We start from the raw sequence: 13125 nt of genomic DNA on the forward strand, positions 1-13125 counted from the left end.
ATATCTTTGCAATTCATCAGAAACGAGTTGCCTGCGTATGTTTGAATTTGATCCGAAGAAACATTATCCAAAGGAAACGGAAAGCCGGGTAGTGGTCCGGTTCCAGGATTGTGATCCGCTCCAACATCTGAATAACGCCAAGTATTTCGATTATTTTTTTAATGCCCGCGAGGATCAGGTACCCAAGTTGTACGGTGTCGAAATGATCGATTTTATCCGTAAATACAAAGCGGCCTGGGTGGTGTATAACCACAACATCTCTTACATTCGGCCTGCACGTGTCGGTGAATGGGTTCGCATCATGAGTCGGGTCATTTGGCACGACCATCAGACCGTGGTTATTGAATATTACATGACCGACGACAATAAGGAAGAATTGAAAACCTTGCTATGGACGACCATGCGGTACGTTGACATGGCGGAAGGAAGATCGACCGAACATACCGGCTCGGTAAAAGACTTTTTGATGGCGGTCTCCGAAAAAATCGACATCGAGAACACAAGCATCAGGGCACGAATCAAAGAAATCAAGGCCCGGTTATAAGCCATCCAAACCTGCAAGGTGGGTAAATGGCCGATCGCATCAGGACGGGACGCACGTTTTTTTTCCGCGATCGATTGGTATTCCTTCCGGAGGAATTAGCCGGGAGGTTTTTGATTGTAGTTCAATCGCTCTTACCGATCGGATAGGACGGTCAGCCCCTGGACGATGTTTGTGAAAAACCGGTACACCCGCAGCGGCTAAAAGCCGATCAGAGCCGAATAAACCCGTTTTTCCCGGCTGCTTTCAGGCTTTTTTCGGACCAGAGGTATGCCTCCGGTACCGCCCCCAAAAAGATGGTTTGAGTAGAATAAAGCAAGGCAGGAATCTGGTACATATCCGTGCGTTTTAAGACTCCCAGCAGTTCCAACGCAGTATCCATGCCGTGCACCGGACTGGGCCGATTGTGGGTTTCGGGTGGATTGGACAGGATTAGTTTTTCGCAGGATCCATCCAGCAATGCCGCATACATGGCAGCCAGGCCCATTCCTTCTCGGGCAGCAATGCTGATTTTTTTTGGATCTACTCCCGGTAATTCGCGGGCGAATGCAATGGCCCGCAGGGCATCGTATACTTGCATAGAAGGCAGTGTTCTACCCGTCCAGGCCGCTGCTCTTCGAACATGCCAGTTTAATTCAGGAGTCCAACCGACTTCCCCGGTGCCCCGAACCTCCAGGTAGGCGACGTTTTGTCCTCGGGCAATTTTTTGAGCAAAACTTTCCGAATCCCATCGTAATTCTCCAGGACTTCGCAGAACAATTAAAAGCGGATGCGCTTCCTCTGGGTTTTGACGGTAGAATACATTGAGTTTCAACCGCCAACCCTTCTCACTGGTAAATGAGAAAGTTTTGTTTCCATAGGGTGCGAGGTCGTCCGTCCGGTAGATTTCTTTCCCATCAAAACTCGCCGCTTGATCGGGGAATGCACCAAAGGTATACCGTTGCAGGTAGTCCTTTGTTTTTCTTTGCGCTAACAACAGGTCGGCCTCATTTAGAATTACCGGGGCTGGAGCGATTTCGAGAAAATGGTCCTGAATGATGGGGGTCAGGTCCTCCTCAGGCGCTCCTTCGGTATACACCTGAAGTTTTTCAGCGGTGAGTAACGCCGCTGGATCCGTTTCAATATCGGTTAATTCTTCGGGTGAGATATCTTTGCCCATCAAGTGTTCAAGGAAAAATGAAAAAATGGCAGTACGTGATTTTTTGTGGTAGGAGTGCCCTCCCGGGGTCTCTACCAATCGGACTTGCCCTGCGGCTCCCAGGCTTTCGTAAAAGGAGGCTAGTTTTTTGTGAAAGGCGCGGGTCGATTCGATGCCATACAATTCGTCCCGATCCGATTGGGCGATTAACAGTGGACGGGGAGCAATCAACGCACCAATGTCCGTAAAGTCCCATTGAAAAGCATTGTGCGGCATCATGCAATCACAGTGCCCATCGATCCGTCTGTCGCCAACCTGCGAATCAAGGGTTCCGGCTCCACAAACGGGGGCCGCTGCTTTGATACGGGAGTCCGCCGCAGCCAGGTACCAGGTTTGCGAACCTCCGCCTGAAATACCGGTGACACCCACGTTTTCCATATCGATTTCCTTCCTTTCAGCGAGATAATCCAAGGCGCGGATGGCATTCCACAACTCCACGGCCGCTGGGTTGTACCCCCTGGAGTACCAGTGAAACCACCCTTGGTTGTACGGTCCCCAATGATGGCCTGCTACTTCGCCAAATTGGACGGTATCAAAAATCAGAGAGGCGAAGCCCAACTGGGCGAGTTTTCTGGGATGGGCCTGGTAGTGCGCCTTTTGCCCTGGAGCATGCCCGCAAAGGTACAAAACCAGGGGAACCGGCGTACCGCTGGTTTCAGGAAGGTACAAATTTGCAGGCACGTACAGTCCGGGCATGGACTCAAAGAAAAATTTTTCGATGCGGAAGCCTTCTTCCACCACCGTGCCGGTATGCCGGACAATTGGAGCATCGCGTGGCTGTTCCAGTGAAAAACCCATCATTTCCAAAAACTGCCGGTGCCGTTCTGGCCGCTCCCGTTCCCAGGATGAGGAGGAAAGGTCGGCGGGAGGAAAGTCGGCACTCAGCGCAGCAGATTCCTGATACAGGTAGGAAAGGATGGAATTCGGTGCTGCTTCCTGTCGTGCCTGACAATTAAAAGAGGAGGCAAGTAAAAGCAGGGCGAATGCTGGTAGGTACCAGTGAAAAGATTGCGAAACCTGTGTCATGGGTTGAATCGTTTTTTTTGTGTCGGTAGCGCCCGAACCGGTATCTCCAGCCGCAGGCCACCTGCCAAGCTAGTCAAAAAATTGAAAAAAATGCAACAATGGGGGGAGCTCTCAGAAAAAATGCTGCGCCCCGGTGCCTGCTTTTTTTGTCTGTCTTTGTAGCAGAGATACAAATAGGAATGATTTCTCAGTATTCGAATTGATGAAACCCAAGAAGCGACTGAATTGGACGGCCCATAGGGGCGACCCGTGCATACGGGCCCCCTGTAAACGGGAGAGCGCACGACTCAATCACAGGTGCCGGAAGCGAGGCCTCTTCTGCGGTCCACTCCTCCTACGGGTGTTTTTTGTGGGAGAGGATATGTATCCAGGCCCGAAAATCCGCGAAAGGCGGAATCTGGTGCAAGGCCTTTTCAACACAAGCCATGAAAGGGTCTTGAGGAAGGTCTACCGATACCAGGAGCGCTGGTTGCATTTTCGCACACGAAATGGGGAGCCGCCTTTTCTAACAAGATTAAATACTGGCTTTTAATTTTGAGATTATATGAGTAATTTCCCTTTATGGATAAGTTTACGGAACAGCAAATTCAGAAATATAACCGGGACGGATACCTATTGATTCCGGGATTTTGTACCGAAGAGGAAACCGATCGTCTGTACCGTGTAGCCATTGAGGACCAGGCCATGAGAAAAAATGCAATGGACTTGAACGACCAATCGGGAAAGAAGACCCGATTGTCCCTGTGGTTTAAACCAGGTAACGACGTGTTTGGCTACCTGACGAGAAGCCAAAAAATGGTGCAGTCCGTCGCCTCCCTATTGGAGGGGGATGCTCCCGTTTGCCATTTCCATTCCAAACTCATGCAAAAGGAGCCCAAGGTCGGAGGAGCTTGGGAATGGCATCAGGACTATGGCTATTGGTATAAAAATCAATTCATGTTTCCAGACCAATTGCTCAGTGTAATGGTGGCACTGACGCCTGCAAACAAGGAAAACGGTTGTTTGCAGGTAATTAAGGGCTCCCACAAATTGGGTAGGGTCAATCATGGCTTCGCGGGCGAACAAGTGGGGGCAGATCAGGTGATGGTGGATAACGCATTAAAAACCATGGAATTGGTGTATTGCGAGCTGCAGCCTGGCGATGCTTTGTTCTTTCATAGCAACCTGCTTCACCGCTCCGCGGCCAACCTATCCGATAAGCCCAGGTGGAGCATCATTTCCTGCTTTAATTCCCAATCTAACATTGCCTATAACGAGCCCTCCAGCGCGTGGAAGGAGCCGATCGTACAAGTTCCGGACGAAGCAATTCTGGACTGGGAAGCAGCCTCGCTCTCGGAAGCTGATTTCCTTAAAAAAGAAAACGATCCGGCACTGAAAAATACAGGATGGGAATCGGAGGTGCAGATTCGTAACGACAACTAATCGAGGATTGGCACTAAAGGATCCGATTTCTTGCGGTTAGGTCCGGTAAAAACCGGAAAATCCAAGCTCCTTCATACGAAGGTAGGCGGGTGGCGCCGGTTGAGTAGGTCTTTTCGATGTGTTTCTTGAAAAAGGTATGCGGGGGTATACGGTGATCCCCTAAGGAGAAAAATACTGTCCGGTAAGCTCCGTCGTATCACTCCCAAAGGTTCTTAGCTTCTGGTAGCAGGTCCAGGCTCAGTCGTCCTTTAGGAAGGGATCAACGGATTAATTGGCTACCGCCAGTTTTACCTTTATGCGCTTTAGTTTTTTTTCGGTAGTTTTTTTGAGCAAGGCCGAAACTTTTTGACGGGGTACTGCTACATAGGTGGCCGTTTCCAGAATACTAATCAGACCAATTTCATGACCGGTCAATCCACCCGTTTTGGTCAAAAAACCCAAAACATCTCCCTTGCTGATCTTATCTTTTTTCCCTCCACTGATATACAGACATTCCATGGAGGAGGGTTCCGGTAAAGAGAAATTCTTCGGAATATCGTATTCGGGTAGGTCCCTATTCAGGTATTCCGGAAGCTGTTCGTCATGGGCCAGCACCAGGTACCCGGTACCTGAGGCATTCATTCGGGCAGTTCGGCCGTTTCGGTGAATGTACGCTTGCTCTGAGGCGGGAAGTTGGTAATGCACCACTTGCTTAATTTCGGGAATATCGAGGCCTCTGGACGCCAAATCTGTCGCGATGAGAACCAGCCGACTGGTATTCCGAAAGCGAATGAGGTTTTTTTCCCGTTCGATCTGTTCCATTCCCCCATGTAGCAAGGCGTGTTCGAAGTTGTTTTCTGTGAGCAACTGGCTGATACGGTTTACCGCGTCGCGGTGGTTGCAAAAGACCAGTGTGCTGTCCGGACTTAGAAATGTCAGTAGACTGAATAGGGTCGTGGCCTTTTCTACGCTGGATGTTCTCACGAGTTTGAGATCCAGGCCTGGGGAGGCGGTATCGGTCAAAAAATCCAAGGTCTCCCATTCCCGATGCGGCAGCAGGTCCGGTAGGGAGGTCAGCGGGGTTGCCGAGGTAAGGAAAAACCGGCAGTCCCGGTTGAGTTGTTCAAACAAGGCATTCAATTGGGCATGAAAGCCCAGCTGAAGGGATTTGTCAAATTCGTCAAGAACAATCAATGAAAAATCACCGGGCTTCAGATTTCCATTCAGTACATGGTCGGAAAGCCTTCCAGGAGTCCCCAAAACAAGACCTGGATTTTCTTTTAGTCGATTGGTTTCCATCTTCATGTCGTGCCCGCCGTAGCATGTGCAAGAAGAAATACCCGTTCTTAGGGATTTGAATACCTGTTCGATCTGCAGGGCAAGTTCCCGGGAGGGTACGACAACCAAGGCCCTATCGGCGGTATCCATCTTTTGTAATTGTTGAACGAGCGGTAGGAGATAGGCGAAGGTTTTGCCGGTGCCTGTGGGGGCCAACAGCATCAACCCATCGCAGGATGCTGCCTTTCTGAAAAAACGTAGTTGCATTTCGTTGAAGGTGGAAAAAGGGATGTTTTCCAAAAAGCGATGGTAATCGTTAGGATCAGCAGTAGTCATGAGGCAAAGGTACGCACTGCGGGTCCCATATCCTGCATCCGGAAATAATTCATTTTATTTCGCTAGCCTGTCCGCAATTCTTTCCTTGCCGGCAGGCAAAAAAAGACACCCGATCTGTAGGGATCGGGTGTCTGGAAATGTTTGTAAACGTATTGTTCTAATTTCTGGTTAAAATTTTAAACTGATCCATCACTTTATAGGTAGCACGGGTCAGATCGATATGAATGTTGGGAGAGGCGTAATCAAAATAAGCAGAAGTATATCCCTGCCAAATGGTATTTCCCTTTTTATGATCAATCACCAATACGACGAGCATTCCATCATTTTGTGTATACTTGACCGCGTTGTAGTTCTCTCCCCGCTTTTGCCGCTCCAAGCTGTCCATTACCGATTCCTCTACCAGTTCAATACCCTGTTTCTTTAGCCAATAGTCGAAGTTGGGTTGGTTGTATCCCCTGTATCGAACTTCGCTCATGTATAGTTTGTGGATGACCAACAAATCGGGGTTACTGTCCTTCTGTCGGAAACCTTGTGATCCTAACCGGGAGCTGATGGATTTTTCAATGATGTCTGTGAACTCGGCATCGTTTTTCCCTTCTTCTTCAACAAAGCCAAAGGTTTTGTATTTCTTAAATGCCCCTTTGTAATTGTAATCGTACTCTGCGATGAAATCTTTTTGGGATAAACAGGCTGAATTGATGATCAGCAAAACAAAGATGAAGTAGTTCAGGTTTTTCATACTGTTTTGTTTTGTATTTGTTGGTGATTACGTTTGAAGTTTAAAGCATACCAGGTGAAAATTTTTTTTGATTTCACAAAAAAGAATTACACCGTATAACTTGTAAACATCAAAATAAAATTTTTGTTTGCCGGGGATCTGATCGAAATCAATTTAATGTTAGTGATTTTCAAATCGATTTCCAAAAATTACCAGGGAAATAAATAAAACTTATTTACCTGAATTTAAGAGAGATATGTTTAGTCGATTCGAATAGGGCCTGGTGCAGTTTTTTCATTGAAGCAATGGCTGCCAGGAATGGCAGCCATTGCCGAAACTGTCTGGTTCCCTACAGGTCTGCGCCCTCAGCCTGGCTAAGATTGGATTCAATAAAGCCTCCCAATTGCAGGTATTTTTGGTATTTTCTTTGGTAGTTGCTTCGGTTTTCAGGCCTTGGCTGATACACCTGGTCGAAACCGTTGCCCATATGCGCAATGGCGTCTGCGACACTTGGGTAAATGCCCGCTGCCGTAGCCGCATACATGGCTGCGCCGAGTGCGGGTGCTTGTTCGGATTTGGCTACTTTTATGGGCATGTCCAATACATCGGCCATGGTTTGCATCACCAAAGGAGATTTTTTTGCCACGCCTCCCAGTCCAATCACTTGTTGGATGGAAACCCCTTCTTCCTGAAACCGTTCAATGATTCGCTTGGAACCAAAGCAAATTGACTCAACCAGCGCTTTAAAGATTTTAGCGGCATCGGTTCCCATTTCCAGCCCGGTTAGGGCACCTTTTAGATTTTGGTTGGCATCTGGAGTTCGCCGGCCGTTGATCCAATCGATGGCCAGTACCTGTGTGGACTCCGGGGATACACCTTCGGCTTGATGGGAAAGGGTCTGGATCAGGTTTTCCTCCAGGTGAAGGCGGATTTCTGAAAGTACTTCCGGACGGATACCCGAGCTGGAAAGGGTATCCAAAAGGGGTTTTTGAATCAATTGGACAAACCATGCAAGTACGTCTCCAAAGCCCGATTGCCCTGCTTCCAAACCGATTTGTCCCGGTAATACGGAGCCATCCACCTGTCCGCAGATTCCTTGTACCGTCTTGTCTCCAAGTGCGGTGTGGGGAGTGACCATGATATCGCAGGTAGAGGTTCCCATGACTTTTACCAGCGTCCCCGGAGCGACTTCTCCTCCGACTGCACCGGCATGGGCATCGAAGGTACCTACAGCCACCACAATTCCTTCCTCCAATCCAAGTTTTTCTGCCCAATCGGCAGAGAGGTATCCCGCGACCTTATCCGACGTGTAAGTCTCTGTGTAGAGATTTGTCTTCAAGTCTGCGAGTCGAGGGTCTAACTGGCTCAGGAATTGTGTGTCCGGAAGTCCTCCCCAGCTTTCGTGCCAGAGCGCTTTATGCCCGGCGGCACAGCGACTCCTCCGGGCTTTGTGTACATCTTTACCGCCGGTTAGCAGGTAGGTCAGGTAGTCACAATGCTCCATCCAGGAAAAGGCCGCTTCGGCTACCTCCGGATCTTTTCGAAGGACATGCAGGATTTTGGCCCAAAACCACTCCGATGAATAGATGCCACCTTCGTATCGAGTGAAATCCTCTCCACCCCAAGACCTGGCCAATTGGTTGATCTCATCTGCTTCTGCCACCGCCGTATGGTCTTTCCATAGGATCATTTGAGCGTTTGGATTTTCCGAAAAAGGTTCTGAGAGAGCGAGCGCCTCGCCTTTCCGGTCTACGGGTAGTGGGGAAGAACCCGTTGTATCGATGCAGATGCCGTGTATACGGGTTTTTGGCAGACCGGTGTTTGCGACTACCGCGCGAACGGTATGTTCCAGGCCCTCCAAATGGTCCAGGGGATGCTGCCGAAATTGGTTTTTTTCCGGATCGCAGTACTTACCGTTTTTCCAGCGGGGATAATAAAATACCTCACTACCCAAGGTGCTCCCATCCCGGCTGTTTACCAACAAAGCCCTTACGGAGTCTGTCCCGAAATCAATTCCCAAAACGTATTTGTCCATGTGTTCGTCTAGTTTGAGTTAAAAAAACTCGTCAAAGAATGTGTCTGACCCGTAAAAATAGACGCAAAAATCGAAAAATGGAGCATACGCGAAACAAAAAGCAGGAAATCACCCGGGTCTGGCCTCAATGCAGTTCTGGCTCAGTGGGATCTTCCTGATGCCAGGTTTGTATTTCCAGGATGGTATCGTTTTCTGTTTTGACGGCCATGTGGTATTCGTATTTTACCGACTTCAGCGTGATACCGTCCAACGCGGTAAAAGTTGTCCAAACCAGCGTCCAATCGCCTTTCAAAATACCGCGATTTACCCGGATACTTTTCAATACGGGGTCGCTAAAGGAAAGGTGACTTAACTTTTTATGTTGGGCTTTCCAATGAGCCAACTCCTCCATACAGTCCCGGATTGAATCGGTGTTGGTATTGATGCATTTAAAGTCTGAGTGAATGAATTCCTTTATGTAGTCGTAGCTTTCCAGCTGAAGACTTTCCAGATACCTCCGGATTAATTTCTGATCGGAGTTCTCTTTTGGGTTCGTCGTTACCGGCGGCAGACCATCTTCCGAAGCTTGCTTTTGTTTCTCATATTGACTTGAGAACAAATAGCCAGGAAGAAAGGCCAATGCCAGTGAATTTTGAATGTTGGTCATTTTTAGTGAGCTAAAGTTTTAAAAATGAATTGAAGTCTGGAGTAGGGTGTCAAAAACCAGAATTCTTTTTTGATCCTACAAAATACAAAAAAAAGTATTAGAAATTCAACTATTCCTCTGGATTTTTAATTTATGCCCAAAACAATGAATGATTTTTCAGTGGTTGCTTCAATGCGCTTGTTTTCAGTTGAATAAGCTCGAACGGGCACCGGGATCGTTGCTTTGGGGGCTGAACCGGGATATAGGGAAAGCGGGCCGGCAGGGGGATTTACCGGTCATTTCCAAAAATAGCTACTCAATTGGCTTGGTTTCGCGGTAAAAGGTGCTCCCGTTTTTTTGCGAGGGGCCACGTTCCGCACAGGTCGGAAGGTCTATCCCCGTCAAAAAAAACCAAATTGAAGGATGGAAAAACCCCGGCTTTTCCTAACAATTGGCGTTCAAGACGGTCTGCTGTTTCTTCCCGAGGTCTCCGTCTACGTGTAAAATGAGTTATTTTTTACACCTGTTCCAGCCGGATGTCATGCAGCGGAATGTATCGGATAGTTGATCCGGATGCCCGGTAAAAATAGGCCACCGTTTGATTCGTTGAATTCAGGCCGATTCTCTGTTGTCCTCGGCAAAAATCCGTTTGGTCTAGAGAGAGGCCGCACCTTTCCACCTGGTGAAAAAACGCCTTGCGTTGCCTATCCCGATAATTTTTTTCTTCGATAATACGCTTTTAAAAATTGGGAAGATGAATGCACAGATGGGCACCAGGGAAATTCTCCTTCGAACCCGGTCGATAAGCATAATAGGTACTTGAAATATTTGGTAGCGTACCCATGTTTTGGAGTCTTGCTGGAGATTTCTCCGACAGGAAGCAGATGGGTAGCAATCGTGCTGACCTGCGCATCGGCTGATCGGTGTAAAATGGTAGGGAAATACAAGCAACAGGAAAAGAGCGTTTTCCTGAACAACGAAAGCCTTTATTTTTATTCGGATAGATCCATACCTGCCAAAGCGATTTTCCGATCGCTCGGTAAGATACTCCAGGATGGCTATCGATGGTTGATTAGCTGTCTGTACCTTCGGTCGAACTGTCAGGTAAATCGGGTCAAGGCTGGCCTGATTTCCTGGTTAAAGAAATCTGACCCGGACGAATTGGATTGAATTCATCGCCAGTACCCCTGTTGCCCGCAAACACTGCCGTTGCAACTATGCCAAAGTGGAGAATCAATGATAGCGTCCGTGCGGAATTTTTCGGTTTCATGTATAACAGGAGAAGCGAACTAACGACGGATTTTTCTTCCAAACGGTTGGTTTTTTTATTTTCTTACCAATTAAAATGTTCTCCCAGGCAATTCTTTATACCTTTACTTTCAGCCCATTTTTGGATTGTTATGGTATTCTCCCTTGTATTGCTCTTGCTTGGCTTTGTTTTGTTGGTGTATGGTGCAGACAAGTTGGTGGAGGCGGCCTCCAGTATCGCGGCCGGGCTTTCCATCCCAAATAGCGTGATCGGACTTACCGTGGTGGCTTTCGGTACCTCGGCCCCGGAACTATCCGTAAACGTGATGGCTGCCGTGGAAGGATCCGGAGAAATGGTGATGGCAAACGTGCTGGGGAGCAACATTTTTAATGGACTGGTCATCCTGGGATTGTGTGCGTTGGTAGTTCCTTTGACGGTAAAATCCCTGACCACCTGGATAGAGGTACCGCTTAGTTTTTTAGCTGCCTCCTTGGTTTGGATTGTTGGCAGCGACCGATGGTTGGACGGAGCTGCCATTGATCTCGTGAGTAGAAGCGAGGGTTTGGTATTATTACTTTTTTTCATCATTTTTCTGGGCTACAGCATCGCGGTAGCTAAAAACGCCGAAGCTCTCCCAGACGAAGTTCCGGTCCTGAAAATGAAGCCGATAAGGGCTGTATTTTGGTTGATCATCGGGCTGGCAGGTTTGGTTATCGGTGGAAATTTCATTGTCACCAATGCAATTTTCCTCGCCCAGTCTTTTGGATTATCCGAGCGCGTGATAGGTCTAACCATCGTTTCCATCGGAACCTCGCTTCCCGAGCTGGCTACTTCACTAGCTGCTGTGAAAAAGAAGAAAGTGGATATTGCGATAGGAAACGTGGTTGGTTCCAATATCTTCAATGTCTTTTTCATTCTCGGACTTTCTTCCACGATTTATCCCGTCGACGTTACCGCTGGGACTTTTTTGGACATTTTGATGAATGGTGTGGCGGGCTTGCTTTTGTTCGTATTTATTTTTTCCGGAAAAGGAAGAATGTTGGAACGATGGGAAGGAGGGATCTTTCTGTTGTTGTATCTGGTTTATCTTGGTTACCTGCTTTTTTACTAAATCCGGATGCCACAGGCAATTCAATACTAAAAGTAAGAGCTGCTGTTTTGAACAGCAGCTCTCGGTGCTAAGCCATGTTAGAGTTCGATCGACGCTGGCTCTTGTTCCAGCTGCAGGGAATCTGTGCTCATTGGCATTTCCTCTACAGCCTCCGTTTCTGGAACCGACTCCATTTGTTCCGAAGCAGCGGGAAGGGCGGTTTCGGCGGGTTTTTTACCACAGGAAACCAAGATGCCTGCGAGGCAGCACATTGAAATTAAGATGCTTGTTTTCATTTTTTTCTTTTCCTTTTTTATGTCTGAAAGACAATGGGTACCATATAAATTGTGTGCCAATTTTTTTAAAAAAAGGTATCCGCAAAAAAAAAGTTTTTACCGCTTGCCTACGCTGTGAGCAGACAGTCGCTCGCGGGGCCGAATGCTCGCTGCAATGGCAAAATAGAGGATTTCTTTCCTGGCCCCATCCGATTTCTCCCCTTGCACTTACCCGATCAATGTGGGGTTGGGCCACCCCTGACAAAACGAGAAACCCGAAAGGAAAAAAAGGGTCCCATTGTGGGACCCGGGGATTGTTGCGGTTATTGCGTCCGAATCAGTCTACAAAACGTATGTACTTTTCCCTGCCCTGGGCATCGATAACCTTCAGTGAAAGGTCGTCCACAGGCAGTTGCTCAAACACATAGTTTTTGCGGAAGCCATTGGGTTGGTCGATGGTTTCGCTTAGCACCAATCGGTTGGAGGCGTCGTAGAATTTCACCGTGGTTCCAGGTTTCTCCAATCCCACAACCAAGAGGGAAAGGGTATTGTATCCAATTTTTTTGCCATACGCCATAAGTGGCAGGGAGGCTTTTTTCCGGTTTTCCAATTCATACTGATTGCTGCCGTCATCTCCGATTATGTGCAGCACGTAGTTTCCTTCCGCAACCTGCGATAGATTGATGGGAATAACCACGGGCTCTTCGGTGGTGTAGCTGTTTTTGAAAAGGGTCCTTCCCGAATCATCGGTAAGCCGAAGGACAACGTCATCGATGGCGGATTTGAAATAGACCTGGACCAATTGCCCGTTGGTTTCGATGCGGGTGTTTTCTTTTAACATTTCCACGGTCGGACTGGCCAACGAAGCGAAAGACAGGGTACCGCTGAGAAGAAGTGAGAGGAGCGTTTTCATGGGATAAGTTGTTTGAAGTTGCATGATCAATGGATAGTTTCTTATAGTCAGTTGATTTGGTTGCGAATTTTCGGCCAGAACGGGATCAAGGAATGCAATGTAGGGTACTGCACTGCCCGCAACATGTCTGGCATGCCGGAAGCGAGAGACCGACTGTCCGGTTTTTGGGTAGATTTGACCAAACCTGTCCGCCAGCGAGCAGAAATACGGCCCCCGAACGCCTATCAGTTTTCCAGGCGCGAAAAAAATTTTTCTTCACAAAAAAAATTATCGCTTTTTTTACCGGTGTAATCTCCCTGGTGGTGTTCATTTATGAACAAGAGGTGTACGGATACGTGGTTACCCAACCCACTGAACGGCAAGAAAGATGCGATGGAGTACTTGAAGGGCGAGCGGACAGCGATGGGACGATTTCCTTATATTTGTAATTCAGAGGTAAT

10 protein-coding genes are annotated in these 13125 nt (G+C 48.0%); 3 read left to right on the forward strand and 7 right to left on the reverse strand.

Annotated elements, in window-relative coordinates:
* The first annotated feature begins 37 nt into the window (after window positions 1-37).
* Window positions 38-544 carry an acyl-CoA thioesterase gene (locus ABWH99_RS10100; protein ID WP_375586152.1) on the forward strand — a complete coding sequence of 169 codons (507 nt, stop codon included), beginning with the start codon at window positions 38-40 and terminating at the stop codon, window positions 542-544.
* 208 nt (window positions 545-752) lie between these two features.
* Here the strand turns inward: ABWH99_RS10100 and ABWH99_RS10105 are convergent, their stop codons facing one another.
* A complete protein-coding gene (locus ABWH99_RS10105; RefSeq protein WP_375586153.1) occupies window positions 753-2765 on the reverse strand; it encodes a hypothetical protein in 2013 nt (670 codons plus the stop codon).
* A 561-nt stretch (window positions 2766-3326) separates the two neighbouring features.
* Here ABWH99_RS10105 and ABWH99_RS10110 point away from each other — a divergent pair.
* A complete protein-coding gene (locus tag ABWH99_RS10110) occupies window positions 3327-4187 on the forward strand; it encodes a phytanoyl-CoA dioxygenase family protein (RefSeq protein ID WP_375586154.1) in 861 nt (286 codons plus the stop codon).
* Between the two features lie 267 nt (window positions 4188-4454).
* Here ABWH99_RS10110 and ABWH99_RS10115 read toward each other — a convergent pair whose 3' ends face one another.
* From ABWH99_RS10115 to ABWH99_RS10130, 4 genes are all read right to left on the reverse strand, one after another.
* On the reverse strand, window positions 4455-5780 hold the full coding sequence (locus ABWH99_RS10115) for a DEAD/DEAH box helicase (RefSeq protein ID WP_375586155.1): 1326 nt from the start codon (window positions 5778-5780) through the stop codon (window positions 4455-4457).
* Between the two features lie 157 nt (window positions 5781-5937).
* Entirely contained in the window at window positions 5938-6519 is a 582-nt protein-coding gene (locus ABWH99_RS10120) for a DUF4136 domain-containing protein (RefSeq protein ID WP_375586156.1), read from the reverse strand.
* Between the two features lie 328 nt (window positions 6520-6847).
* Window positions 6848-8533: a ribulokinase gene (locus tag ABWH99_RS10125; RefSeq protein WP_375586157.1), complete on the reverse strand. Its 1686-nt coding sequence runs from the start codon at window positions 8531-8533 to the stop codon at window positions 6848-6850.
* 124 nt (window positions 8534-8657) lie between these two features.
* Window positions 8658-9179, reverse strand: coding sequence for a hypothetical protein (locus tag ABWH99_RS10130; protein WP_375586158.1), 522 nt, complete (start codon window positions 9177-9179; stop codon window positions 8658-8660).
* 1379 nt (window positions 9180-10558) lie between these two features.
* Between ABWH99_RS10130 and ABWH99_RS10135 the strand changes: the two genes are divergently transcribed.
* The gene (locus ABWH99_RS10135) at window positions 10559-11518 is read left to right on the forward strand and encodes a calcium/sodium antiporter (RefSeq protein ID WP_375586159.1); all 960 of its coding nucleotides are present in this window, start codon (window positions 10559-10561) and stop codon (window positions 11516-11518) included.
* Window positions 11519-11595: 77 nt separating this feature from the next.
* On the opposite strand, the gene ABWH99_RS10140 is transcribed toward ABWH99_RS10135, so the two are convergent.
* Together ABWH99_RS10140 and ABWH99_RS10145 are read right to left on the reverse strand one after the other, a co-directional pair.
* Window positions 11596-11793, reverse strand: a complete 198-nt coding sequence (locus ABWH99_RS10140; RefSeq protein WP_375586160.1) for a hypothetical protein — start codon at window positions 11791-11793, stop codon at window positions 11596-11598.
* Between the two features lie 316 nt (window positions 11794-12109).
* Complete coding sequence (locus ABWH99_RS10145; RefSeq protein ID WP_375586161.1) at window positions 12110-12685, reverse strand: DUF3244 domain-containing protein; 576 nt, start codon at window positions 12683-12685, stop codon at window positions 12110-12112.
* Between the last annotated feature and the right edge of the window lie 440 nt (window positions 12686-13125).

It is taken from the genome of Cyclobacterium xiamenense (genome assembly GCF_042140265.1).
Lineage (GTDB): Bacteria > Bacteroidota > Bacteroidia > Cytophagales > Cyclobacteriaceae > Cyclobacterium > Cyclobacterium xiamenense_A.